Here is a 25733-nt window from a genome sequence, read left to right as displayed (position 1 = left end):
GTCGCAAGACGAAAAATGAATACCAAGTCTCTGAGTGAACACGTAATTCATTACGAAGTTTAATTCACGAGCATCAAACTTAAATTGAAGAGTTTGATCATGGCTCAGATTGAACGCTGGCGGCAGGCCTAACACATGCAAGTCGAACGGTAGCACAGAGGAGCTTGCTCCTTGGGTGACGAGTGGCGGACGGGTGAGTAATGTCTGGGAAACTGCCCGATGGAGGGGGATAACTACTGGAAACGGTAGCTAATACCGCATAACGTCGCAAGACCAAAGAGGGGGACCTTCGGGCCTCTTGCCATCGGATGTGCCCAGATGGGATTAGCTAGTAGGTGGGGTAACGGCTCACCTAGGCGACGATCCCTAGCTGGTCTGAGAGGATGACCAGCCACACTGGAACTGAGACACGGTCCAGACTCCTACGGGAGGCAGCAGTGGGGAATATTGCACAATGGGCGCAAGCCTGATGCAGCCATGCCGCGTGTATGAAGAAGGCCTTCGGGTTGTAAAGTACTTTCAGCGAGGAGGAAGGCATTAAGGTTAATAACCTCAGCAATTGACGTTACTCGCAGAAGAAGCACCGGCTAACTCCGTGCCAGCAGCCGCGGTAATACGGAGGGTGCAAGCGTTAATCGGAATTACTGGGCGTAAAGCGCACGCAGGCGGTCTGTCAAGTCGGATGTGAAATCCCCGGGCTCAACCTGGGAACTGCATCCGAAACTGGCAGGCTAGAGTCTTGTAGAGGGGGGTAGAATTCCAGGTGTAGCGGTGAAATGCGTAGAGATCTGGAGGAATACCGGTGGCGAAGGCGGCCCCCTGGACAAAGACTGACGCTCAGGTGCGAAAGCGTGGGGAGCAAACAGGATTAGATACCCTGGTAGTCCACGCCGTAAACGATGTCGACTTGGAGGTTGTGCCCTTGAGGCGTGGCTTCCGGAGCTAACGCGTTAAGTCGACCGCCTGGGGAGTACGGCCGCAAGGTTAAAACTCAAATGAATTGACGGGGGCCCGCACAAGCGGTGGAGCATGTGGTTTAATTCGATGCAACGCGAAGAACCTTACCTACTCTTGACATCCAGAGAACTTAGCAGAGATGCTTTGGTGCCTTCGGGAACTCTGAGACAGGTGCTGCATGGCTGTCGTCAGCTCGTGTTGTGAAATGTTGGGTTAAGTCCCGCAACGAGCGCAACCCTTATCCTTTGTTGCCAGCGGTCCGGCCGGGAACTCAAAGGAGACTGCCAGTGATAAACTGGAGGAAGGTGGGGATGACGTCAAGTCATCATGGCCCTTACGAGTAGGGCTACACACGTGCTACAATGGCATATACAAAGAGAAGCGACCTCGCGAGAGCAAGCGGACCTCATAAAGTATGTCGTAGTCCGGATTGGAGTCTGCAACTCGACTCCATGAAGTCGGAATCGCTAGTAATCGTGGATCAGAATGCCACGGTGAATACGTTCCCGGGCCTTGTACACACCGCCCGTCACACCATGGGAGTGGGTTGCAAAAGAAGTAGGTAGCTTAACCTTCGGGAGGGCGCTTACCACTTTGTGATTCATGACTGGGGTGAAGTCGTAACAAGGTAACCGTAGGGGAACCTGCGGTTGGATCACCTCCTTACCTTAAAGAACCGTTCCTTGTAGTGTCCACACAGATTGTCTGATGAATGATGAACTTCTGAATGTACTTTCGAGTGCATTAAGAAGTTTTGCTCTTTAAAAATCTGGATCAAGCTGAAAATTGAAACGACACACTGTGTCTGTTCTCCGTAATAAGAGCAGATAAATGGTGTGTTCGAGTCTCTCAAATTTTCGCAACACGATGGTGTTTTACGAAACATCTTCGGGTTGTGAGGTTAAGCGACTAAGCGTACACGGTGGATGCCCTGGCAGTCAGAGGCGATGAAGGACGTGCTAATCTGCGATAAGCGTCGGTAAGGTGATATGAACCGTTATAGCCGGCGATTTCCGAATGGGGAAACCCAGTGTGATTCGTCACACTATCATTACGTGAATACATAGCGTAATGAAGCGAACCGGGGGAACTGAAACATCTAAGTACCCCGAGGAAAAGAAATCAACCGAGATTCCCCCAGTAGCGGCGAGCGAACGGGGAGCAGCCCAGAGTCTGAATCAGCATGTGTGGTAGTGGAACGGTCTGGAAAGTCCGACGGTACAGGGTGATAGTCCCGTACACAAAATCACACATGTTGTGAACTCGAAGAGTAGGGCGGGACACGTGGTATCCTGTCTGAATATGGGGGGACCATCCTCCAAGGCTAAATACTCCTGACTGACCGATAGTGAACCAGTACCGTGAGGGAAAGGCGAAAAGAACCCCGGCGAGGGGAGTGAAAAAGAACCTGAAACCGTGTACGTACAAGCAGTGGGAGCCTCTTTATGGGGTGACTGCGTACCTTTTGTATAATGGGTCAGCGACTTATATTCTGTAGCAAGGTTAACCGAATAGGGGAGCCGAAGGGAAACCGAGTCTTAACTGGGCGTTAAGTTGCAGGGTATAGACCCGAAACCCGGTGATCTAGCCATGGGCAGGTTGAAGGTTGGGTAACACTAACTGGAGGACCGAACCGACTAATGTTGAAAAATTAGCGGATGACTTGTGGCTGGGGGTGAAAGGCCAATCAAACCGGGAGATAGCTGGTTCTCCCCGAAAGCTATTTAGGTAGCGCCTCGTGAACTCATCTTCGGGGGTAGAGCACTGTTTCGGCTAGGGGGTCATCCCGACTTACCAACCCGATGCAAACTGCGAATACCGAAGAATGTTATCACGGGAGACACACGGCGGGTGCTAACGTCCGTCGTGAAGAGGGAAACAACCCAGACCGCCAGCTAAGGTCCCAAAGTCATGGTTAAGTGGGAAACGATGTGGGAAGGCACAGACAGCCAGGATGTTGGCTTAGAAGCAGCCATCATTTAAAGAAAGCGTAATAGCTCACTGGTCGAGTCGGCCTGCGCGGAAGATGTAACGGGGCTAAACCATGCACCGAAGCTGCGGCAGCGACACTATGTGTTGTTGGGTAGGGGAGCGTTCTGTAAGCCGTTGAAGGTGTCCTGTGAGGGGTGCTGGAGGTATCAGAAGTGCGAATGCTGACATAAGTAACGATAATGCGGGTGAAAAACCCGCACGCCGGAAGACCAAGGGTTCCTGTCCAACGTTAATCGGGGCAGGGTGAGTCGACCCCTAAGGCGAGGCCGAAAGGCGTAGTCGATGGGAAACAGGTTAATATTCCTGTACTTGGTGTTACTGCGAAGGGGGGACGGAGAAGGCTATGTTAGCCGGGCGACGGTTGTCCCGGTTTAAGCATGTAGGCGGAGGTTCCAGGTAAATCCGGTACCTTATTAACGCTGAGGTGTGATGACGAGGCACTACGGTGCTGAAGTAACAAATGCCCTGCTTCCAGGAAAAGCCTCTAAGCATCAGGTAACACAAAATCGTACCCCAAACCGACACAGGTGGTCAGGTAGAGAATACCAAGGCGCTTGAGAGAACTCGGGTGAAGGAACTAGGCAAAATGGTGCCGTAACTTCGGGAGAAGGCACGCTGATATGTAGGTGAAGTGATTTACTCATGGAGCTGAAATCAGTCGAAGATACCAGCTGGCTGCAACTGTTTATTAAAAACACAGCACTGTGCAAACACGAAAGTGGACGTATACGGTGTGACGCCTGCCCGGTGCCGGAAGGTTAATTGATGGGGTTATCCGTAAGGAGAAGCTCTTGATCGAAGCCCCGGTAAACGGCGGCCGTAACTATAACGGTCCTAAGGTAGCGAAATTCCTTGTCGGGTAAGTTCCGACCTGCACGAATGGCGTAATGATGGCCAGGCTGTCTCCACCCGAGACTCAGTGAAATTGAACTCGCTGTGAAGATGCAGTGTACCCGCGGCAAGACGGAAAGACCCCGTGAACCTTTACTATAGCTTGACACTGAACACTGGTCCTTGATGTGTAGGATAGGTGGGAGGCTTTGAAGTGTGGACGCCAGTCTGCATGGAGCCAACCTTGAAATACCACCCTTTAATGGCTGGTGTTCTAACGTAGACCCGTGATCCGGGTTGCGGACAGTGTCTGGTGGGTAGTTTGACTGGGGCGGTCTCCTCCTAAAGAGTAACGGAGGAGCACGAAGGTTAGCTAATCCTGGTCGGACATCAGGAGGTTAGTGCAAAGGCATAAGCTAGCTTGACTGCGAGAGTGACGGCTCGAGCAGGTGCGAAAGCAGGTCTTAGTGATCCGGTGGTTCTGAATGGAAGGGCCATCGCTCAACGGATAAAAGGTACTCCGGGGATAACAGGCTGATACCGCCCAAGAGTTCATATCGACGGCGGTGTTTGGCACCTCGATGTCGGCTCATCACATCCTGGGGCTGAAGTAGGTCCCAAGGGTATGGCTGTTCGCCATTTAAAGTGGTACGCGAGCTGGGTTTAGAACGTCGTGAGACAGTTCGGTCCCTATCTGCCGTGGGCGCTGGAGAATTGAGGGGGGCTGCTCCTAGTACGAGAGGACCGGAGTGGACGCATCACTGGTGTTCGGGTTGTCATGCCAATGGCATTGCCCGGTAGCTAAATGCGGAAGAGATAAGTGCTGAAAGCATCTAAGCACGAAACTTGCCCCGAGATGAGTTCTCCCTGAGACTATAAGTCTCCTGAAGGAACGTTGAAGACGACGACGTTGATAGGTCGGGTGTGTAAGTGTAGCGATACATTGAGCTAACCGATACTAATGAACCGTGAGGCTTAACCTTACAACGCCGAAGCTGTTTTGGCGAAGAGACGAAATTTCAGCTTGATACAGATTAAATTGACATGCGAAAGCGTGTTGATAAACAGAATTTGCCTGGCGGCTGTAGCGCGGTGGTCCCACCTGACCCCATGCCGAACTCAGAAGTGAAACGCCGTAGCGCCGATGGTAGTGTGGGGTCTCCCCATGCGAGAGTAGGGAACTGCCAGGCATCAAACCAGTGAAGAAGCCCATCCTGCCGGATGGGCTTTTTTACGTCTGCGGACTGCAGGAAACACTGTCGTCCGGCAATACAAACCGTACTGAATCCCTTATTCTCCGGTATACGCGAGATGCAATAACGGATACGGCTTTCCAAGGTCATCAACCTCTGAACGTCCCGTCACCTTAAATCCCATCTTCTTATAGAATCCAACGGCTTGTTCATTTTGCTCATTAACGTTGGTCGTTAACCTGGGGGCCAGCATCAGTGCATGCTCAACCAGCCATTTCCCCACACCACATCCGCGAACATCAGGATCGACGAATAAGGCATCCATATGTTCATCTGTGAGCAGCATAAAGGCGATGGGTTCATCCTGTTCCGTTACCGCAACCCATAGTGGAGCTTCTGGCAAAAACGAACGGACCAGTTCTTCCAGCTCAATACGGTAATCAGATGAGAGAAAATGGTGAGTGGCATCGACTGAACGACACCAGATAGAAACTAACTTATCGCTTTCGTCCGTGCGTGAACGACGAATGGTCAGAGCCATAGCATTCTCCTTTTATCTTTACTGCACTATTCTACAGCAAGGGGATGTGAAACTTTCTCACCTTGGGCATACAGACTCGACATTCGTATGATTCCTGGGTATCTTCAGCTATCTGGATGTCTAAACGTTTAAGCGTATGTAGTGAGGTTATCAGGTTATGCCAATTCGTGTGCTGGACGAGCTACCCGCCGTCAATTTCTTGCGTGAGGAAAATGTCTTTGTCATGACGACATCTCGCGCTTCCGGTCAGGAAATTCGTCCACTAAAGGTACTTATCCTCAACCTGATGCCGAAGAAGATTGAAACGGAAAACCAGTTTCTGCGTTTACTGTCGAACTCACCGCTACAGGTGGATGTTCAACTATTACGCATTGATGCACGTGAGTCACGTAACACTCCTACCGAGCATCTAAATAACTTTTACTGTAATTTCGAGGATATCTGCGACCAGAACTTCGACGGACTGATCGTGACCGGCGCGCCGCTGGGTCTGGTTGAATTTAACGATGTGGCTTACTGGCCGCAGATAAAACAGGTTCTGGAATGGGCAAAAGACCACGTCACGTCGACACTGTTTGTCTGTTGGGCGGTACAGGCTGCACTTAATATTTTGTATGGCATTCCCAAACAAACCCGCACGGACAAACTCTCGGGCGTCTATGAACACCATATTCTGCATCCTCATGCCTTGCTGACGCGTGGTTTTGATGACGCATTTCTGGCACCGCATTCACGCTATGCTGATTTTCCAGCAGCACTTATCAGGGATTACACCGATCTTGAGATCTTTGCGGAGACGGAAGAGGGTGATGCCTATCTGTTTGCCAGCAAAGATAAGCGTATTGCATTCGTGACGGGCCATCCAGAATATGATGCCTATACTCTGGCCAGTGAATATTTTCGTGACGTCGAAGCGGGTTTAACTCCGGATGTTCCATACAACTATTTCCCGAAAGACGACCCGCAAAACAAACCGCGGGCAACCTGGCGCAGCCATGGTAATTTGCTGTTTACCAACTGGCTCAACTATTACGTCTACCAGATAACGCCATACGATCTGCGTCACATGAATCCAACGCTGGATTAATCTTCTGTAGCCAGCGATCCTTAAGCGTTTCAGCATATTGAATCAGGCACCTTCGGGTGCCTTTTTTATTTCCGAAACGCACCTCATCATGTAATTAATTTTTATTTTTAATGTTATTAATAAGTTAATTGATAATTAAATTAAAAATGGAAATTGTTTTTGATTTTGAAATTTAATTGAGTAGTCTTAGTTGTGCTGAACGAAAACCGCACAACGATCCTTCGTTCGCATTGGGGATGGTTTTGGATCAATGACGAGGAACTACGCAATGAATCAACAGGCAACAACAACCAATGAGCTGGTGTTTACCAGACTGCATGGCGAGCAAGAACAGCAAATTCTGACTGAAGAAGCGGTGGAGTTTCTGACTGAACTGGTGACACGATTTACACCAAAACGGAATAAGCTTCTCGCTGCACGTATTCAACAGCAGCAGGATATTGATGACGGTAAGTTGCCTGATTTTATTTCGGAAACAGCTTCCATTCGTGAAGGTAACTGGAAAATTCGTGGTATTCCTGATGACTTGCAGGATCGTCGTGTAGAGATCACCGGGCCTGTTGAACGCAAGATGGTGATCAACGCGCTGAATGCGAACGTCAAAGTCTTCATGGCTGATTTTGAGGATTCACTGGCCCCCGAATGGAGCAAAGTCATCGACGGGCAAATTAACCTGCGTGATGCGGTAAACGGTACCATCAGCTACACCAATGAAGCCGGTAAGATTTACCAGTTGAAACCCAATCCGGCGTTATTGATTTGCCGTGTGCGTGGCCTGCACTTGCCGGAAAAACATGTGACCTGGCGCGAAGAAGCGATTCCCGGCAGCCTGTTCGACTTTGCTCTCTATTTCTTCCACAACTATAAAGCGTTGCTGGCAAAAGGCAGCGGTCCCTATTTCTATCTGCCGAAGACTCAGTCCTGGCAAGAAGCTGCCTGGTGGAGTGAAGTCTTCAGCTATGCCGAAGACAGATTTAACCTGCCGCGCGGAACTATCAAAGCTACGTTGCTGATTGAAACGCTGCCAGCTGTCTTCCAGATGGATGAGATCCTGCACGCACTGCGTGACCATATTGTGGGCCTGAACTGCGGCCGCTGGGATTACATTTTCAGCTATATCAAAACGCTGAAAAATCACCCGGATCGTGTTCTGCCGGATCGTCAGGTCGTGACGATGGATAAACCTTTCCTCAGCGCGTACTCGCGTCTGCTGATTAAAACCTGTCACAAACGCGGCGCATTTGCGATGGGCGGTATGGCGGCATTCATCCCCAGCAAAGACGCCGAACGTAACAACCAGGTACTGAACAAAGTTAAAGCGGATAAAGCGCTGGAAGCCAATAACGGTCATGACGGGACCTGGGTTGCTCACCCGGGGCTTGCAGATACCGCAATGGCGATTTTCAACGATGTGCTGGGGGAAAACAAAAACCAGTTATTCGTGACCCGTGATGAAGATGCGCCGATCACCGCAGAACAGCTTCTGGCTCCATGTGAGGGTGAGCGCACTGAAGAAGGGATGCGCGCCAATATCCGCGTTGCTGTGCAGTACATCGAAGCATGGATCTCCGGCAATGGCTGTGTGCCGATTTATGGTCTGATGGAAGACGCGGCGACCGCCGAAATCTCCCGAACCTCTATCTGGCAGTGGATCCACCATGAAAAAACGCTGAGCAACGGCAAACCTGTCACTAAATCCCTGTTCCGTCAGATGCTGGCAGAAGAAATGCTGGTTATTCAGGACGAACTGGGCGAACACCGCTACAGCAGCGGGCGTTTTGACGATGCCGCGCGCCTGATGGAGCAAATCACCACTTCTGACGAACTGATCGACTTCCTGACCCTGCCGGGTTACCGCCTGCTGGCTTAACTCACCACATCATAATATGGAGCATCTGCACATGAAAACCCGTACTCAACAAATCGAAGAATTACAAAAAGAATGGACACAACCGCGCTGGGAAGGCATTACCCGCCCATATAGCGCGGAGGAAGTGGTGAAATTACGTGGCTCGGTCAACCCGGAATGTACGCTGGCGCAGCTTGGAGCGGCGAAAATGTGGCGTCTGTTGCACGGCGAATCGAAGAAAGGCTACATCAACAGTCTCGGTGCGCTGACCGGTGGTCAGGCGCTGCAGCAAGCGAAAGCCGGTATTGAAGCGGTCTATCTTTCTGGCTGGCAGGTCGCGGCAGATGCTAACCTGGCTTCCAGCATGTACCCGGATCAATCGCTGTACCCGGCGAACTCGGTGCCGGCAGTGGTGGATCGGATCAACAACACCTTCCGCCGCGCGGATCAGATCCAGTGGTCTACCGGTATTGAACCGAACGATCCGCGCTATGTGGACTACTTCCTGCCGATCGTCGCTGATGCTGAAGCCGGTTTTGGCGGCGTACTCAACGCTTTCGAACTGATGAAATCGATGATTGAGGCTGGTGCAGCGGCTGTTCACTTCGAAGATCAGCTCGCCTCCGTGAAAAAATGTGGTCATATGGGCGGCAAAGTGCTGGTACCGACTCAGGAAGCTATCCAGAAACTGGTGGCGGCACGTCTGGCGGCTGACGTGATGGGCGTACCGACGCTGGTTATTGCCCGTACCGATGCTGACGCGGCAGATTTGATCACCTCTGACTGCGATCCATACGACAGCGAGTTCATTACCGGCGAGCGTACCAGTGAAGGGTTCTACCGTACCCATGCGGGCATTGAACAGGCAATCAGTCGCGGTCTGGCCTATGCACCGTATGCTGATCTGGTGTGGTGTGAAACTTCTACCCCGGATCTCGAGCTGGCTCGCCGCTTTGCCGATGCGATCCACGCTAAATATCCAGGTAAACTGTTGGCCTACAACTGTTCACCATCGTTTAACTGGCAGAAGAACCTGGACGACAAAACCATTGCCAGCTTCCAGCAGCAGCTGTCGGACATGGGCTATAAATATCAGTTCATTACTCTGGCGGGTATCCACAGCATGTGGTTCAACATGTTCGATCTTGCACATTCCTATGCGCAGGGCGAAGGCATGCGCCACTACGTCGAGAAAGTCCAGCAGCCAGAATTTGCGGCGGCGAAAGACGGTTACACTTTCGTATCCCATCAGCAGGAAGTGGGTACCGGTTACTTCGACAAAGTGACGACCATTATTCAGGGCGGCGCGTCATCCGTTACTGCGCTGACGGGGTCGACGGAAGAATCACAGTTCTGATTGTCCTGATGCCCGGTGGCACTGTGCTTACCGGGCCTACGGATCTTCGTAGGCCGGATAAGTGAATGCGCTATCCGGCAATCTCCGGTTCTGGATGAGGGCAAAAGATGTCGCGTGGCCTGGAATTACTGATTGCTCAAACCATCCTGCAAGGCTTTGATGCGCAGTATGGCCGATTTCTGGAAGTGACGTCCGGTGCGCAGCAGCGTTTTGAACAAGCCGACTGGCATGCGGTTCAGCAGGCGATGAAAAGCCGTATCCACCTCTACGATCATCATGTGGGCCTGGTGGTGGAACAGTTACGCTGTATTACCGACGGCAAAAGTACCAATGCGGAGTTTTTACTTCGCGTCAAAGAGCATTACACCCGGCTATTGCCGGACTATCCGCGCTTCGAGATTGCGGAGAGCTTTTTTAACTCTGTTTACTGTCGGTTATTTGACCATCGTTCGCTGACTCCCGAGCGTCTGTTTATTTTTAGCTCCCAGCCAGAACGCCGCTTTCGAACCATCCCACGTCCGCTGGCGAAAGACTTTTTCCCTGATTCAGGATGGGAATCGATGCTCGCGCGGGTACTCAGCGATCTGCCTCTGCGTCTGCCGTGGCAGAACAAAATTCGTGATATCCATTACATCATCGGACACCTGACGGAAACTTTTGGTGCGGATGTGTTGCAGCGCTGCCATTTGCAGGTGGCGAATGAACTTTTTTACCGCAATAAAGCCGCCTGGCTGGTTGGGAAACTCATAACGCCTTCCGGTACTTTGCCATTTTTACTGCCGATACACCGCACCGACGAAGGTGAGTTATTTGTTGATACCTGTCTGACAACTGCTGCGGAAGCCAGTATCGTGTTTGGCTTTGCCCGCTCTTATTTTATGGTTTATGCCCCGTTGCCTGCGGCGTTAGTGGAGTGGCTGCGCGAGATCCTGCCCGGTAAAACCACCGCCGAGTTGTATATGGCGATTGGCTGTCAGAAGCATGCGAAAACAGAAAGCTATCGCGAATATCTGCTCTATCTTGCCGGGAGCGACGAGCAGTTTATTGAGGCGCCGGGAATACGCGGCATGGTCATGCTGGTTTTTACGCTGCCGGGATTCGATCGGGTATTCAAAATTATTAAAGATAAATTTGCGCCGCAGAAAGAGATGTCTGCTGCCCATGTCCGTGCCTGTTATCAACTGGTGAAAGAGCACGATCGTGTCGGACGCATGGCGGACACCCAGGAGTTCGAGAACTTTGTATTGGATAAGCGGCAAATCGCCCCGGCGCTGATGGCACTGCTGCTACAGGAAGTCCCTGAAAAGATAACCGATCTTGGTGAGCAGATCGTTATTCGACATCTGTATATCGAACGCCGGATGGTACCGTTGAATATCTGGCTGGAGCAGGTGGAAGGGCAGCAACTGCGGGATGCAATTGAAGAGTATGGCAACGCTATTCGTCAGTTAGCCGCTGCCAATATTTTCCCTGGTGACATGTTATTTAAAAATTTTGGTGTCACCCGCCACGGGCGTGTGGTGTTCTACGACTATGATGAAATTTGTTACATGACGGAAGTGAATTTTCGCCATATCCCACCGCCGCGTTACCCGGAGGATGAGCTGGCAAGTGAGCCATGGTACAGCGTTTCTCCAGGTGACGTTTTCCCGGAGGAGTTCCGTCACTGGCTGTGTGCCGATCCGCGTATTGGACCGTTGTTTGAAGAGATGCACGCTGATCTGTTTCGTGCCGACTACTGGCGGGCGTTGCAGACCCGAATTCGGGAAGGACATGTGGAAGATGTCTACGCTTACCGCCGCAAGCAACGATTTAGTGTGCGTTACAATCAGCAGGACTAGCGTAATTTTGCGTTAATTGCCTGACGTCGCTGTGCCTATCAGGCTCCGGCGATCTCCGGTTTGTAGGCCGGGTAAGGCGTAGCCGTTACCCGACAAAAATGCCTTAACGAATCCCGCCGTATGCCAGCGTTACCTCTTTCGCCGCTTTAATCGCCATCGCGCCAAACTCAGTAACGCGATCGTCGGTGATACGGGAAATCGGTCCGGAGATAGAGATGGCGGCAAATGGCTCACGATGCTCATCGTAAATGCACGATGCCACGCAGCGCAGGCCAAGTGCATGCTCCTCGTCATCAAACGAATAGCCACGTTTACGCGTCTGGGCGAGGTCTTCTTTCAGATGTACTGGCGAGACTAGTGTGGCGTGAGTATAAGCATGTAGGCCTTTACGGTGCAGCAGGCCAGTAACCTGTTCTTCGCTTAATTGTGCCAGGAATGCTTTTCCCGCGCCGGAAGCGTGCATTGGCAGCTTGCCGCCAATGGGGGCAGACATACGCATCAGCTGTGTGCACTGCACCTGGTCGATAATAATGGCCTGATGGTCGCTCTGATCCAGCACCGCCAGGTTCACTGTTTCGCCGGAGTCTTCCATCAGCTTACGCAGAATCGGATGGACAATCGCCAGCAGGTTGCGGCTTTGCAAAAAGCTGCTGCCGACGATAAACGCATGTGCGCCCACGGCCCAGTGTCCCAGCTCGCCAACCTGGCGGACAAAACCCTGTTGCTGCATCGTGGTCAGCAAACGGTGCGTGGTGGAATTGGGCAGACCAGCTTGTTGCGCCAGTTCGGTCAGCGCTACGCTGCCGTTGGACTCAGCAATCCACTCCAGTAATTTCAGGCCTCGGGTCAGAGACTGAACCTGCCCGGTTGCAGGCGTAGTAGTGGCGGCAGGTTTTCTACCGCGTTTCGCGGGGACAGTGGCAACCATGGCAGACTCCTTTTCTGTATCGTGGAAATCATTTTCGTTTTATTCAATTATAATGCAAGAATTCCTGTACTGATCGGATGAGTGAAGCTGAACATGTCTCATGTTGGCTGTTGTTTGCTTTTCCGTCATTAATCTTTGTGCGAGTATGGTTCGTTGAGCTTTTTTCGGTCTGGTTGAGCGTTGTCGGGAGTCAGTGTGAGTAGCAAAGTTGAACAATTACGTCAGCAGTTAAAAGAACGTATTCTGGTGCTGGACGGCGGTATGGGCACCATGATCCAGAGTTATCGTCTGAGTGAAGAGGATTTCCGCGGTGAGCGCTTTGCCGACTGGCCGAGCGATCTGAAAGGCAACAATGACCTGTTGGTGCTCAGCAAGCCGGAGGTGATAACTGCGATCCATAACGCCTACTTTGAAGCGGGCGCAGATATCATCGAAACCAACACCTTCAACTCCACGACCATCGCCATGGCGGATTACCAGATGGAATCCCTGTCGGCGGAAATCAACTTTGAAGCGGCAAAACTGGCACGTGCCTGTGCGGACGAATGGACGGCACGCACGCCGAACAAACCGCGCTATGTCGCGGGTGTCCTCGGCCCGACTAACCGCACCGCGTCTATCTCACCGGATGTTAACGATCCCGCCTACCGTAATATCACCTTTGACGGACTGGTGGCGGCTTACCGTGAATCTACCAAAGCGCTGGTGGAAGGTGGTAGCGATCTGATCCTGATTGAAACCGTTTTTGACACGCTTAACGCGAAAGCGGCCATATTTGCAGTGAAAACAGAGTTTGAAGCACTGGGCGTTGAGTTGCCGATCATGATCTCCGGCACCATCACTGACGCCTCAGGACGTACGCTTTCTGGTCAGACGACTGAAGCATTTTATAATTCACTGCGCCACGCCGACGCGCTCACCTTCGGCCTTAACTGTGCTTTAGGTCCGGATGAGTTGCGCCAGTATGTGCAGGAACTGTCACGTATTGCTGAATGCTACGTAACCGCGCACCCGAATGCTGGTCTGCCGAACGCCTTCGGTGAGTACGATCTTGACGCTGATACCATGGCGAAGCAAATCCGCGAATGGGCACAAGCGGGTTTCCTGAACGTGGTTGGTGGTTGCTGCGGCACCACACCGGAACACATCGCGGCAATGAGCCGCGCGGTTGATGGCCTGGCCCCGCGCCAGTTGCCGGAAATCCCGGTTGCCTGCCGTTTAGCCGGGCTTGAACCTCTGAATATTGGCGACGACAGTCTGTTCGTCAACGTTGGTGAGCGTACCAACGTCACCGGCTCGGCCAAATTTAAGCGCCTGATCAAAGAAGAAAAATACAGCGAAGCGCTGGACGTTGCCCGCCAGCAGGTGGAAAGTGGCGCGCAAATTATCGATATCAACATGGATGAAGGGATGCTCGACGCCGAAGCGGCGATGGTGCGTTTCCTCAACCTGATCGCCGGTGAGCCGGACATCGCCCGCGTGCCGATTATGATTGACTCCTCGAAATGGGATGTCATCGAAAAAGGTCTGAAGTGCATTCAGGGTAAAGGCATCGTTAACTCTATTTCGATGAAAGAGGGTGTAGAAACCTTTATCCATCACGCGAAGTTGCTGCGACGTTACGGTGCGGCGGTGGTGGTTATGGCCTTTGATGAACAGGGTCAGGCCGATACCCGTGCCCGTAAAATTGAGATTTGTCGCCGGGCGTACAAAATTCTTACCGAAGAGGTGGGCTTCCCGCCGGAAGACATTATCTTCGATCCAAACATCTTTGCGGTTGCGACCGGTATTGACGAACATAACAACTACGCGCAGGACTTTATCGGCGCGTGTGAAGATATCAAACGCGAACTGCCGCATGCGCTAATCTCTGGCGGCGTCTCTAACGTCTCGTTCTCGTTCCGTGGCAACGATCCGGTGCGCGAAGCCATTCACGCGGTGTTCCTGTACTATGCCATTCGTAACGGTATGGACATGGGGATCGTCAATGCCGGACAACTGGCGATCTATGACGACCTGCCGGCCGAGTTACGCGATGCGGTGGAAGATGTGATCCTCAACCGCCGCGATGACGGCACCGAGAGTCTGCTGGATCTGGCCGAAAAATACCGTGGCAGCAAAACCGATGATACCGCCAACGCCCAGCAGGCGGAGTGGCGTAGTTGGGATGTGAAAAAACGTCTCGAATATTCGCTGGTGAAAGGCATTACTGAGTTTATCGAACTGGACACCGAAGAGGCTCGCCAGCAGGCAGCACGCCCGATTGAGGTCATCGAAGGGCCGCTGATGGACGGTATGAACGTCGTTGGTGACCTGTTCGGTGAGGGTAAAATGTTCCTGCCGCAGGTGGTGAAATCTGCCCGAGTGATGAAACAGGCGGTGGCATACCTCGAACCCTACATTGAAGCCAGCAAAGAAAAAGGCTCCAGCAACGGCAAGATGGTTATCGCTACCGTGAAGGGCGATGTGCACGATATTGGCAAGAACATTGTCGGAGTGGTGTTGCAATGCAACAACTACGAAATCGTCGACCTTGGCGTGATGGTGCCAGCGGAGAAAATCCTCAGAACCGCGCGTGAAGTGAATGCCGATCTGATTGGCCTCTCCGGGCTGATTACCCCGTCGCTGGACGAAATGGTCAATGTGGCGAAAGAGATGGAACGTCAGGGCTTTACTATCCCGCTGCTGATTGGTGGTGCAACGACGTCAAAAGCGCACACAGCGGTGAAGATCGAGCAAAACTACAGTGGGCCAACGGTCTATGTACAGAACGCCTCTCGCACCGTTGGCGTGGTTGCCGCTTTGCTGTCCGATACACAGCGCGATGATTTTGTCGCCCGTACGCGTAAAGAGTATGAAACGGTGCGTATCCAGCATGCGCGTAAGAAACCGCGTACTCCGCCAGTGACACTGGCTGCCGCGCGTGAGAACGATCTGGCGTTCGACTGGGCAAGCTACACACCGCCGGTGGCTCATCGTCTCGGTGTGCAGAGCGTTGAAGCCAGCATCGAAACGCTGCGTAATTACATCGACTGGACGCCGTTTTTTATGACCTGGTCGCTAGCCGGGAAATATCCACGCATTCTGGAAGATGAAGTGGTGGGTGAAGAGGCGAAACGTCTGTTTAAAGACGCCAACGATATGCTGGATAAACTCAGCGCCGAGAAAACGTTGAATCCGCGCGGTGTGGTTGGCCTGTTCCCGGCTAACCGTGTCGGCGATGACATTGAGATCTATCGTGATGAAACGCGCACACATGTGCTGAATGTGAGTCATCATCTGCGTCAGCAAACGGAAAAAGTCGGCTTTGCCAACTACTGCCTGTCTGACTTTGTGGCACCAAAACTGAGCGGCAAGGCGGATTACATCGGTGCCTTTGCGGTCACTGGTGGTCTGGAAGAGGACGCGCTGGCTGAAGCTTTCGAGGCGCAGCACGATGACTACAACAAGATCATGGTGAAAGCGATTGCCGACCGTCTGGCAGAAGCCTTTGCAGAATATCTGCATGAGCGTGTCCGTAAAGTTTACTGGGGCTACGCGGCGAACGAGAATCTCAGCAATGACGAACTGATCCGTGAGAACTATCAGGGTATTCGTCCGGCACCAGGTTATCCGGCGTGTCCGGAACATACCGAGAAAGCCACTATCTGGGAGCTATTGGATGTGGAAACGCATACCGGTATGAAACTCACGGAGTCTTTCGCCATGTGGCCTGGCGCATCGGTCTCCGGCTGGTATTTCAGTCATCCGGACAGTAAGTACTACGCGGTGGCACAAATTCAGCGCGACCAGGTTGAAGATTACGCCTTCCGTAAAGGGATGAGTGTGGCGGAAGTCGAGCGTTGGTTAGCGCCTAATCTGGGCTATGACGCCGACTGATTCACAAAACTGTCATCTTTCTTTACAACAAACAGGGCACTCAATGAGTGCCCTGTCTCTTTATTACATTTAAACCCTTATACTGAAGGGAACTTGTGCGCATTGTAGGCATGAGTTCAGGAACATATAAATATAAGGAGAACCTGATTCCGTGTTAACTCTGCTACACCTGCTTTCTGCTGTCGCTATGCTGGTTTGGGGCACTCACATTGTGCGTACTGGTGTGATGCGTGTCTTTGGTGCCCGTTTACGCACTGTGCTTAGCCGAAGTGTTGAAAAGAAGCCGCTCGCCTTTTGCGCGGGGATTGGCGTCACTGCACTGGTGCAAAGCAGTAACGCGACCACTATGCTGGTGACGTCGTTTGTCGCCCAGGATCTGGTGGCGCTCACGCCTGCGCTGGTCATTGTGCTTGGTGCCGATGTGGGGACCGCGCTGATGGCGCGTATCCTGACTTTTGATCTCTCCTGGCTGTCGCCACTGCTGATTTTTATTGGTGTGATCTTCTTTCTGGGGCGTAAGCAGTCCCGCGTCGGACAGTTGGGGCGCGTAGGCATCGGGCTGGGGCTGATCTTACTGGCGCTGGAGCTGATTGTGCAGGCGGTGACACCGATCACTCAGGCAAATGGAGTGCAGGTTATTTTCGCCTCGCTAACCGGCGATATCATGCTTGATGCGCTGATTGGCGCAATGTTCGCGATTATCAGCTACTCCAGCCTGGCGGCGGTTCTGCTGACGGCAACGTTGACCGCAGCGGGTATTATCTCGTTCCCGGTCGCCTTGTGTCTGGTGATTGGCGCGAACCTGGGCTCCGGTTTACTGGCGATGCTGAACAATAGCGCAGCCAATGCAGCAGCACGCCGTGTGGCGCTTGGCAGTCTGCTGTTTAAGCTGGTGGGCAGCCTGATTATTCTGCCGTTCGTTCATCCGCTGGCCAATCTGATGGATGAATTGCCACTGCCGAAATCTGAATTAGTGATCTATTTTCACGTCTTCTACAACCTGGTGCGCTGCGTAGCGATGGTGCCGTTTGCCGAGCCGATGGCGCGCTTTTGCAAACGTATTATCCGTGATGAACCCGAATTAGACGCCCATCTGAAACCCAAGCATCTGGATGTCAGCGCGCTGGATACGCCGACGCTGGCGTTGGCCAATGCTGCCCGTGAAGCCCTGCGTATTGGTGATGCAATGGAGCAGATGATGGAGGGTCTGAAAAAGGTAATGCACGGCGAGCCGCGCGAAGAAAAAGAGCTGCGCAAGATGGCCGACGACATCAACGTGTTGTACACGGCGATCAAACTCTATCTGGCGCGGATGCCAAAAGATGAGCTGGCGGAAGAGGAGTCCCGGCGCTGGGCGGAGATTATCGAAATGTCGCTCAACCTGGAACAGGCTTCCGATATTGTTGAACGAATGGGCAGTGAAATTGCCGATAAGTCGCTGGCCGCGCGTCGGGCATTTTCTCTGGAAGGGTTGAAAGAACTGGATGCGCTCTACGATCAGTTACTAAGCAACCTGCAACTGGCTATGTCAGTGTTCTTCTCCGGTGATGTGACCAGTGCCCGTCGTCTGCGTCGCAGCAAGCACCGTTTTCGCATTCTTAACCGTCGTTACTCGCATGCGCACGTCGATCGACTGCATCAGCAGAACGTCCAGAGTATCGAGACCAGTTCACTGCATCTTGCATTACTTGGCGACATGCAGCGTCTGAACTCATTGTTCTGTTCCGTTGCCTACAGCGTGCTGGAACAGCCGGATGAAGACGATGAGCGGGATGATCATTAACTGACGGTGATACCTGATGACGCTGCGCTTCCAGCCTACCGGACTGCGTAGCGCCATCAGGCGCTAATTAAAAGCAGTGACCTGCTTCAAGGGCTACCGCTTCTTCACCCGCTTTGAATACGTAAGTGGTGTTCGGGCCGCCAAGAATGGCTTTATCGTTACTTACTTTGATCCAGTTCCCCTCCGGCAAACCAATCACTGTCAGTTCCGGTGCGATAACCAGCAGCTCGCGAATACGCTGTTCACGCGTTTCGCCTTTGTGGCCTTCCGGCAGCGCGTTGGTGAAGTGCGGGTTGATTTGTAGTGGGAACAGACCCAGGGCGTCAAAACCTTTTGGATCGACAATTGGCATGTCATTCGTGGTACGGATAGTCTGGCAGGCGAGGTTCGCACCCGCACTCCAGCCGATGTACAGCGCGCCGCGTTTGACCACGTCAACAATTGGTGCCAGCAAGCCACGCTCACGGCTCTCTTTCAGCAACTGGAAAGTGTTACCTCCGCCGACAATCACCACTTCAGCGTTCTCAATGGCTGCGACCGGATCGGCAACGGTATGAATGCCTGTGACATCGACGCCCATTGGCGCAAAGATGGCTGCCGTTTTCGCTGTATAGTCGTCCCAGGTTTGCGTGACACCAGCAAACGGAATAAACACCGCAGAGCGGCGACCGTTCAACTGCTCAGCGATCAGTGGCAGCGCGTGTTCCATCCAGCCTTTGCCTGGCAGTGTCGAGTTACTCAATAAAAGCAGTTCCATCATTTCTCCAGATAATCAGTAAATTACAAACCACAGTAATGCTACCACCGTCAGTGTAACACCTTACTGATATGGCTCACGATGTTGGAGATGAGGTTGTGGAAAGCGCCTCGCAATAATGCGTAATTTTTCAGGATGCTGCGATTGATACGAGAAACGATAACGGTGGAGAGGGGAGGCAGCTGTGTGCCAATAGCAGTCGTTGCTAACTTTGGCCCATATTCATCAATGGGCGCAGGTCAATCTGTACGCTAATTGTTTTGCGCTTAAGTTCGGAACTCTAGTGCCGATAGTAAAATTAAGTACTTTTGCCTTAAGGAAGCAAGGTTTGAAAGATTTTTCAAAATACTCAAAAGCGTTAGGGATGGCTAAGTTCTATGTTTATGCATTTTATGACACTGAAGATGCAGCTAAAAAGCCGTTTTATATAGGCAAAGGCAAGTCAGAACGCTGCCTTGATCATATAAAGTATAATGATGACTCTCCGAAATCAGAACGAATTAATCATCTGTTAAAAACAGGAAATCTGGGTATCGACATACTACGCCATGGCATGGATGAGGCAACCGCGAAGCTTGTTGAAGCAACATGTATTGATCTCTTAGGTGTTGGAGAACTGACCAACAAAGTACGAGGAAGCAGCTCCCTTATGGGGCGAATCACGCTGGATGAGCTCAACCATCTCCTTCTTAAGCAAGAGACGGAAATCGCACCTGAACATGCCGGGCTCGCTTTTTTGCTAAACAGCACCTACAAGTCTGGCATGAGTGCACTTGCATTATATGAAGCTACACGTGGCGTCTGGGCAAAAGTACCAAAAGATGAAAACCTACAATTTGCATACGCCACCTACGGCGGTTTAGTGATGGAAGTTTACGAGATACAGTGCTGGTTAAAGGCAGGCTCTCAGCAGTACTTTACCCGGGAACTGGTCATCCCTCCCGAAACCAACCGTTCAGAGTTTGTTGGACGAATCGCATCACCAAAAATCAGAGAATTATACGTAGGCAAGCTAATCAAAAAATCGCGTAGTCATGGTAGCCCTTTCGTAAAAGTCGGGCTGGCGCAATAAACTGACCTGCTTCCCGTTGATTAATACACCTCAATACTAGTCATGTTGTTGAGGCTACCAATGTCCGCTCCTCGCTCTCAGCGGACTTTCAGCCAACCGACATAAATCCCCTTAAACCTCAATCCCTTTTTGCTTCAGCTCTTTCCTGATAATACGTTTAATCCAGGCAGCAAGCGATTCATCGCCGTCCTGTTTTTGTGCTTCTTCCATTGCTTTTCGCAGTTCTGGATCCAGACGGAATTGAAACGGGGGATTGCCTCTTCTTTCATTCATGTGTGTTGACACCTTAATTACACAAGAGTGGTGTGAGCATGTGTGATGACACATTACTCTCACACATTAAAAATGACAACGCCCCGAAAGTGCAGCAACACGATCAGGGCGTTTAACCACAACATTATACGAGGTAATGCTATGGCTGATGCTAATCGTACCACTAACGCCCGTTCGGCGTCTTTTTCTCTCCTGCCTGAAGCTGATCTATTCCACTTTCCACTCGCTGAGGCCTTTCGCCATCTCGACTGTAGTCAACTCTCCACTGAAGAAAACCTGGCACTGTCATTTGGCTGCGAAGAGACGCTGGCCGGTCTGTATCACACGCTGAATGTTATGGGTGAAAGCCTGCTGACAATGGCGGGTGAAAAACAGGAACGTATGTCCAATGAGAGCGTTTGCCAGTTGGGGCACGGCCTGATGAACATCAGCCAATTGATTCCTGCACTGGCTGAGTTAGAAGCGAAAGCGGATCAGCAACTGTTCGCTATGCCTCGAATTGCGTAGTGGCAAAGACAAATAAGAGCGCCCATCCCCGGCGCTCTACTCCTGCTCTCTTACCCCGCTCGCGCAAATTCAGCAGCTTCGGCAATCAGTGCGTCGTCCGGGCGCATGCCGGTGTACATGGCGAACTGCTCCACGGCCTGTAAGGCAATCACTTCTGCACCGCTGATAGTCTTTTTACCCAACTGCTGCGCCAGTTTTATCACCGGCGTTTCTGGTGGCAGGGCGACGACATCAAACACCACGTGGGCGTTAGCGACCATCACTTTGCTGTACGCCAGTTCATCGCTTTCTTTACCTCCGGCCATACCGACGGGGGTGACGTTGACCAGAATGTCACAGGCAATCCCTTCCGGCTGTGGCTGCCATTGAAAACCGTACTGTCTTGCAAGCACCGGGCCGCTTTCCCGGTTGCGGGCAGCAACGATCACATCGTGAAAACCGGCATCGCGAAACGCGGCGATGACCGCCTTGCCCATCCCACCGCTGCCGCGAATCATGACGCGAGCGCCGTTATCAAGCTGGTGGCTGGCAATCAGGCTTTTTACTGCAATATAGTCGGTGTTAAACCCCGTTAGCGTACCGTTGTCGTTGACGATAGTGTTCACGGAATCAATAGCTTGCGCAGAGGGATCGATGGCATCCAGAAACGGCATGCAGCTCTCTTTAAACGGCATCGATATCGCGCAGCCGCGAATACCTAACGCTCGCACGCCTTTCACCGCAGCCTCGATATCCTGAGTGCTTAAGGCTTTGTAGATAAAGTTTAACCCCAACTTTTCATACAGATAGTTGTGAAATCGCGTGCCGAAGTTGCCGGGCCGACCGGCAAGCGACATACACAGCTGGGTGTTGCGATTAATCATGTTAAATCTCCCTGGCGTGCGCCAATACGTATTGCTCGGCTTCCTGTGACCAGATCCCATGATGGCGTTCCAGGATATCGCGCAAAGCCGGATCGTCTATCTGCGTCAGCGCGGTTAATGGCAACGCTTTGCCGGTGTACACCAGTTTTTTTCCGCCGCCTACAGCCGGAAGCTCCAGCGTTGTTTCACCTGCCGCATTCAGCCCGAGAATGTGCGTCACCACTTTTGCCGCCTGTACTTTTTTCTCTTCAATCAGTTTTACTGCCGCGCGCATATCGTCAGTATTACCGCCAGACGTCCCGACGTAATGGGTGAAAGCGTAGTGGACATCGTAGAAGTTAATCGGCGCGGTGAACTGCTTATCCTGCGGACCGGCAAAGAAGTTCATACAGCCATCGGCTGCCAGCAGGGAAGAGGCCAGCGTGACCAGTTGCTCGTTCGGCACAAACACAAAGATGTCGTCAAATCCGTGACCGCCGCTCAGCGCCATCAGCGTGTCATAAGACGCTTCCTGGGCGTGAAGATAGTGGATCTGTGTTTGTGGCTCCGACGGATAGTGTTTGCGGGCGTAGCTTAGTTTGTCTTTGTTGGTATCGGTTACCACCAGCAGCGCCGGATTAACCGGGCCGTGCAACGCATAATCAATCGCCAGCAGCCCCATTGGACCGGTGCCGCCGAGGATTAGCGTGCGCCCCTGCGGACGAATGCCCATCTTGTGGTTATAGGTGCCTTCCTGCAGGTGATAGTTGGCGTTGAATGCGCCAATCACGCAGGACAGTGGTTCAACCAGGGAGCCTTCAAAATAGGTCTCTCCTTCGTAGGCGAGCAGGCAGTCCTGCTCCATTACTTCATTGGGAATGACAACGCGCGTCGCCTCACCGCCAACCCAGGGAAAGGAGTAGCCGGGGCAGTCCGGGCGATCCGGGAGTTGCAGGTTAGCCTGAATCACATAGCGCTGGCCGGGTTGAAACTTATGCTGCCATTTTTTCCCCACGGCGAGAATATCGCCGCAAAACTCGTGGCCGATGATGATCGGGTTGATGGCCACATCGTCCGGTACTTTTTTGTGGTTCTCGCCCTGATTCGCTTCTTTCCAGGAAGAGAGGCACAGGCTGTCGGTGACGACCGAAGCCAGAATTTCATCGTCCTGCATTTCCGGAAGATCGAAAGTTTCCAGGCGCAGATCGCGTTTGCCATAAAGGCGTAAAGCTGTCGTTAACATATATACCACCTCTTTCCCTGTATCTTCTGGGAATAGTTATTTGAAGGTGCCCCGGTAGAGACCGGGGCGAATAATCAGGACAGGAAGCCCAGCGCATGACCGATAATCCCCAAACCAAACAGGGCAAAGATCAGCCATACCGGATTAATTTTCTTGTTAAGCAGCCGTACCATCAGCAGTGTCAGCCCCAGCGCCAGCAGGCCAGGGCAAAGCTGATCGAGAATGTTTTGTACGGTCATGGTGACAGTGGTGCCGTCTGCGCCAGGCGTTTGCGATACCACCAGCGGTACGTTGATGCTGGTCCATTTGGTGACCAGAACCCCCATCACAAACAGGCCGAGAATCGATGCGCCTTCGGTCAGTTTTTGCAGCAGATTGCCGCCCATATCGCTGACGATGTTGACTCCTTTACGAAAGCCAAGCTGTAAGCCGTACCACTTCATCGCCAGACGCACCGCGTTGAAAATAAAGAAGAACAATAACGGACCGAGAATGTTGCCGGAGAGCGCTAAAGATGCACCGAGCGCGGCGGTAATCGGCCGTAACGTGCCCCAGACCAGCGGGTCGCCGACGCCGGCAAGCGGACCCATCAGGCCGACTTTGATGCCATTGATCGCACCGTCGTCAATTTCTGCACCGTTGGCGCGTGCTTCTTCCATTGCGGCGGTGACGCCGATCACCGGTCCGCACACCGCCGGAGTGGTGTTGAAGAACACCAGATGACGCTTAAGCGCCGCGACCTGATCCTCCTTCAGTGGATACAGGCGTTTAATGGCGGGGATCATGTCGTAGCAAAAACCCAGCCCATGAATACGTTCAAAGTTGAATGATGCCTGTTGCAGGTTGGAGCGAACAAACATGCTAAACAGGTCCGATTTGGTCAGTTTTTTCTGTTCCATGATGGGCTCCGTTAGTCGTCAAGTTGGTCAAGGGCGGTAGATGTGGTGGCTTGCGCCTGCGGTTCGGCTTTACGCCATTGCGGGTTCAACTGGATATAAACCAGCGCGATAATTACGCCCACACCGCCAAAGGCCAGCAGGCTCAGGTCGAGATAGCCCCCGGCGATAAAGCCGAGGAAGAAGAACGGCATCAAATACTTCACGCCCATCATGCGCAGCACCATGGCGTAACCGACCACCACGATAAAGCCACCAGCAATCTGCAGGCCGCGAGTGACGAATTCCGGGATAGCATTCAGCATATTGCTGACCATGTCGGCGCTAACAAACAGCGAAACAATCAACGCCGGAATAGCGACGCGTAGCGCCTGCACACCCAGCGCGGAGACGTGAAGGATATCGATGGTACGAAAGCGCGCGTCTTCCGCCGCTTTATCTGCCGCGTGCTGGAACACCACGGTGATAGTACGGGCAAAGACGGTGAGCACCTGGCCTGCGGCAGCTACGGGAAGCGCAATCGCGATACCGGTTGCGATGCTCTGCTGGCCGACGATCACCAGAATGGCGGAAATAATACTGGCGAGTGCCGAATCGGGGGACTGCGCTGCACCAACGTTCATCCAGCCGAGCGCGATCAGCTCCAGCGTGCCGCCGAGCATAATCCCGGTTTTTAAATCACCAAGAATTAAGCCAATAACGGTACAGGCGATGAGCGGGCGGTGGGTCTGGAATTCATCCAGCACGCTGCCCATTCCGGCAATACAGGAAAATAGAAATATGGCGATAATTTGTAGGGTACTTATTTCCATAATATGGCACCTTCAGAGTGTGATCATCCCTGCCTGTTACAGCCTTAATACACAGGCGCTTTTATACATGGCATCCTTCAGGCTGCCTCGGGGTTGGCTACGTTCGTTCACCCGAATCACTTACCAGAGTGAGATCATCGGGATTCACTTATTTTCAGCCTTGATGCAACTTGAATGATTTTGCGTATATTTATTCAGCGAAAGATTGTTCTTTTATTTTTTCGAGAATACTAATCGATGGGTCGGAAGCCACGACGCGTAAATCCAGAGTGACGCCTAATTGATCCAACTCACGGAACGCATTAATATCATCATCATCTAGCGAGACCGCTTTGGTTAATTGTTTTTTACCCGGTCGCCAGGCCATGCCACCAATATTTAAGGTGGCTATTTGCACGCCTTGTTTTACCATTGCCAAGGCATCCTGTGGGCGGGTAAATAAATAAAATACGGTTTCGTCTTTATATTGCGGATTGTGATATACCGCGACCGCCTTTTCGATATTGACTACGTTAACTTTCATCCCTGGCGGGGCAGCCTGGCGCAATAATGTCCGGCGTACTTCATCGTTATAGACGTCATCGTTACAGATAATAATCCGTTGGGCATTCGCCACCTTCGACCAGACGGTGGTGACCTGACCGTGGATCAGGCGGTCATCAATACGAGCAAGGGTAATGTTCATCAGAAATCCTCATCGATCGTTTCCAGTGGCTTCCAGACGACGCAAGTTTGTAGCGCAATGCTCGTCAGGTGTTCACACAGTTCATCCACGTTCATACTGCTCTGGTTGTCCACCAGTTCCAGCGCCAACGGCAGTGACAACCCACTAATGACCCGTATTGCCGGGTTACGCATCGCCAGTGTGGCGGCGGCATTCCAGGGACTTCCACACTGTAAATCGACGGCTATCAGCCACTCATCGCTAGTGTGAACGCTCACTAACTTTTCCAGTTTTACCACGATGTCGCTGGCGTTTTCACCGGGGACAAATTCCACCGCTTCAACGTTGGCATCGCCGTAGACCATCTGCACCGATTCCAGCATGGCGCAGGCCAGTTTGCCGTGGGCGCAGAAGATTGCATTGACCATA

The 25733-nt window shown here is 52.3% G+C and carries 18 protein-coding genes and 3 rRNA genes; 11 read left to right on the top strand and 10 right to left on the bottom strand.

The annotated features are described in order from the left end of the window. Positions 1–81: 81 nt before the first annotated feature. The 3 genes from SK36_RS19555 (at position 82) to rrf (ending at position 4970) form a co-directional block, all read left to right on the top strand. Positions 82–1623: ribosomal RNA gene (locus SK36_RS19555) — 16S ribosomal RNA — on the top strand. Between the two features lie 233 nt (positions 1624–1856). After that, positions 1857–4763, top strand: a 23S ribosomal RNA gene (locus SK36_RS19550). 91 nt (positions 4764–4854) lie between these two features. Next, a 5S ribosomal RNA gene (gene rrf / locus SK36_RS19545) occupies positions 4855–4970 on the top strand. Together the 16S, 23S and 5S rRNA genes form the textbook arrangement of a ribosomal RNA operon. Positions 4971–5070: 100 nt before the next feature. Here rrf and SK36_RS19540 read toward each other — a convergent pair. After that, the gene (locus SK36_RS19540; RefSeq protein ID WP_048222517.1) at positions 5071–5514 is read right to left on the bottom strand and encodes an acetyltransferase; all 444 of its coding nucleotides are present in this window, start codon (positions 5512–5514) and stop codon (positions 5071–5073) included. 157 nt (positions 5515–5671) lie between these two features. On the opposite strand from SK36_RS19540, the gene metA reads away from it, so the two are divergent. From metA to aceK, 4 genes are all read left to right on the top strand, one after another. After that, positions 5672–6601 (top strand): homoserine O-acetyltransferase MetA, encoded by a 930-nt coding sequence (metA, locus tag SK36_RS19535; protein WP_048222516.1) that lies wholly within the window; start codon positions 5672–5674, stop codon positions 6599–6601. A gap of 268 nt (positions 6602–6869) precedes the next feature. After that, positions 6870–8471, top strand: a complete 1602-nt coding sequence (gene aceB / locus SK36_RS19530) for a malate synthase A (protein WP_048222514.1) — start codon at positions 6870–6872, stop codon at positions 8469–8471. A 31-nt stretch (positions 8472–8502) separates the two neighbouring features. Beyond that, a complete protein-coding gene (gene aceA, locus SK36_RS19525) occupies positions 8503–9807 on the top strand; it encodes an isocitrate lyase (RefSeq protein WP_045438418.1) in 1305 nt (434 codons plus the stop codon). A gap of 107 nt (positions 9808–9914) precedes the next feature. Further along, complete coding sequence (gene aceK, locus SK36_RS19520; RefSeq protein ID WP_045438421.1) at positions 9915–11648, top strand: bifunctional isocitrate dehydrogenase kinase/phosphatase; 1734 nt, start codon at positions 9915–9917, stop codon at positions 11646–11648. Positions 11649–11751: 103 nt separating this feature from the next. Here aceK and iclR read toward each other — a convergent pair whose 3' ends face one another. Then, positions 11752–12576 (bottom strand): glyoxylate bypass operon transcriptional repressor IclR, encoded by an 825-nt coding sequence (gene iclR, locus SK36_RS19515; RefSeq protein WP_048222507.1) that lies wholly within the window; start codon positions 12574–12576, stop codon positions 11752–11754. Positions 12577–12771: 195 nt separating this feature from the next. On the opposite strand from iclR, the gene metH reads away from it, so the two are divergent. Continuing rightward, positions 12772–16455, top strand: coding sequence for a methionine synthase (gene metH, locus SK36_RS19510; protein WP_048222504.1), 3684 nt, complete (start codon positions 12772–12774; stop codon positions 16453–16455). Between the two features lie 151 nt (positions 16456–16606). Next, positions 16607–18238, top strand: a complete 1632-nt coding sequence (locus SK36_RS19505) for a Na/Pi cotransporter family protein (protein WP_045438428.1) — start codon at positions 16607–16609, stop codon at positions 18236–18238. A 67-nt stretch (positions 18239–18305) separates the two neighbouring features. On the opposite strand, the gene pepE is transcribed toward SK36_RS19505, so the two are convergent. Further along, positions 18306–18995, bottom strand: a complete 690-nt coding sequence (gene pepE, locus SK36_RS19500; RefSeq protein WP_048222499.1) for a dipeptidase PepE — start codon at positions 18993–18995, stop codon at positions 18306–18308. Between the two features lie 328 nt (positions 18996–19323). Here pepE and SK36_RS19495 point away from each other — a divergent pair, with 328 nt between their 5' ends. Continuing rightward, the gene (locus tag SK36_RS19495; RefSeq protein WP_045438433.1) at positions 19324–20067 is read left to right on the top strand and encodes an LEM-3-like GIY-YIG domain-containing protein; all 744 of its coding nucleotides are present in this window, start codon (positions 19324–19326) and stop codon (positions 20065–20067) included. Positions 20068–20178: 111 nt separating this feature from the next. On the opposite strand, the gene SK36_RS24775 is transcribed toward SK36_RS19495, so the two are convergent. Next, entirely contained in the window at positions 20179–20340 is a 162-nt protein-coding gene (locus SK36_RS24775; protein WP_048222496.1) for a phage protein, read from the bottom strand. A gap of 141 nt (positions 20341–20481) precedes the next feature. Here SK36_RS24775 and SK36_RS19485 point away from each other — a divergent pair, with 141 nt between their 5' ends. Continuing rightward, positions 20482–20847, top strand: coding sequence for a hypothetical protein (locus SK36_RS19485; protein WP_048222493.1), 366 nt, complete (start codon positions 20482–20484; stop codon positions 20845–20847). Between the two features lie 50 nt (positions 20848–20897). Here SK36_RS19485 and SK36_RS19480 read toward each other — a convergent pair whose 3' ends face one another. The 6 genes from SK36_RS19480 to SK36_RS19455 all read right to left on the bottom strand — a co-directional run bounded on the left by SK36_RS19480 (position 20898) and on the right by SK36_RS19455 (position 25732). Then, positions 20898–21710 carry a shikimate 5-dehydrogenase gene (locus tag SK36_RS19480; RefSeq protein ID WP_048222491.1) on the bottom strand — a complete coding sequence of 271 codons (813 nt, stop codon included), beginning with the start codon at positions 21708–21710 and terminating at the stop codon, positions 20898–20900. Position 21711: 1 nt separating this feature from the next. After that, positions 21712–22932, bottom strand: a complete 1221-nt coding sequence (gene sorE / locus SK36_RS19475; RefSeq protein ID WP_045438442.1) for an L-sorbose 1-phosphate reductase — start codon at positions 22930–22932, stop codon at positions 21712–21714. Between the two features lie 74 nt (positions 22933–23006). Further along, complete coding sequence (locus SK36_RS19470; RefSeq protein WP_048222488.1) at positions 23007–23831, bottom strand: PTS system mannose/fructose/sorbose family transporter subunit IID; 825 nt, start codon at positions 23829–23831, stop codon at positions 23007–23009. An 11-nt stretch (positions 23832–23842) separates the two neighbouring features. Then, a complete protein-coding gene (locus tag SK36_RS19465) occupies positions 23843–24640 on the bottom strand; it encodes a PTS mannose/fructose/sorbose transporter subunit IIC (protein WP_045438446.1) in 798 nt (265 codons plus the stop codon). Between the two features lie 190 nt (positions 24641–24830). Then, entirely contained in the window at positions 24831–25325 is a 495-nt protein-coding gene (locus SK36_RS19460; protein WP_048222486.1) for a PTS sugar transporter subunit IIB, read from the bottom strand. After that, the gene (locus SK36_RS19455; RefSeq protein ID WP_048222485.1) at positions 25325–25732 is read right to left on the bottom strand and encodes a mannose/fructose/sorbose PTS transporter subunit IIA; all 408 of its coding nucleotides are present in this window, start codon (positions 25730–25732) and stop codon (positions 25325–25327) included. The genes SK36_RS19460 and SK36_RS19455 overlap by 1 nt, the downstream gene beginning before the upstream one ends. Position 25733: the final 1 nt, after the last annotated feature.

The sequence above is a fragment of the Citrobacter sp. MGH106 genome (genome assembly GCF_001037495.1).
GTDB classification, from domain to species: Bacteria; Pseudomonadota; Gammaproteobacteria; order Enterobacterales; family Enterobacteriaceae; genus Citrobacter; species Citrobacter murliniae.
The sequence above is the reverse complement of the archived record's forward strand: the minus strand, read 5'-3'. Positions and strand labels throughout refer to the sequence as shown.

Bases quoted from the DNA above. Each gene is read 5' to 3' on its own strand.
- SK36_RS19540 (WP_048222517.1), bottom strand. From the start codon at position 5,514: ATGGCTCTGACCATTCGTCGTTCACGCACGGACGAAAGCGATAAGTTA.
- metA (WP_048222516.1), top strand. From the start codon at position 5,672: ATGCCAATTCGTGTGCTGGACGAGCTACCCGCCGTCAATTTCTTGCGT.
- aceB (WP_048222514.1), top strand. From the start codon at position 6,870: ATGAATCAACAGGCAACAACAACCAATGAGCTGGTGTTTACCAGACTG.
- aceA (WP_045438418.1), top strand. From the start codon at position 8,503: ATGAAAACCCGTACTCAACAAATCGAAGAATTACAAAAAGAATGGACA.
- aceK (WP_045438421.1), top strand. From the start codon at position 9,915: ATGTCGCGTGGCCTGGAATTACTGATTGCTCAAACCATCCTGCAAGGC.
- iclR (WP_048222507.1), bottom strand. From the start codon at position 12,576: ATGGTTGCCACTGTCCCCGCGAAACGCGGTAGAAAACCTGCCGCCACT.
- pepE (WP_048222499.1), bottom strand. From the start codon at position 18,995: ATGGAACTGCTTTTATTGAGTAACTCGACACTGCCAGGCAAAGGCTGG.
- SK36_RS24775 (WP_048222496.1), bottom strand. From the start codon at position 20,340: ATGAATGAAAGAAGAGGCAATCCCCCGTTTCAATTCCGTCTGGATCCA.
- SK36_RS19485 (WP_048222493.1), top strand. From the start codon at position 20,482: ATGGCTGATGCTAATCGTACCACTAACGCCCGTTCGGCGTCTTTTTCT.
- SK36_RS19480 (WP_048222491.1), bottom strand. From the start codon at position 21,710: ATGATTAATCGCAACACCCAGCTGTGTATGTCGCTTGCCGGTCGGCCC.
- sorE (WP_045438442.1), bottom strand. From the start codon at position 22,932: ATGTTAACGACAGCTTTACGCCTTTATGGCAAACGCGATCTGCGCCTG.
- SK36_RS19470 (WP_048222488.1), bottom strand. From the start codon at position 23,831: ATGGAACAGAAAAAACTGACCAAATCGGACCTGTTTAGCATGTTTGTT.
- SK36_RS19465 (WP_045438446.1), bottom strand. From the start codon at position 24,640: ATGGAAATAAGTACCCTACAAATTATCGCCATATTTCTATTTTCCTGT.
- SK36_RS19460 (WP_048222486.1), bottom strand. From the start codon at position 25,325: ATGAACATTACCCTTGCTCGTATTGATGACCGCCTGATCCACGGTCAG.
- SK36_RS19455 (WP_048222485.1), bottom strand. From the start codon at position 25,732: ATGGTCAATGCAATCTTCTGCGCCCACGGCAAACTGGCCTGCGCCATG.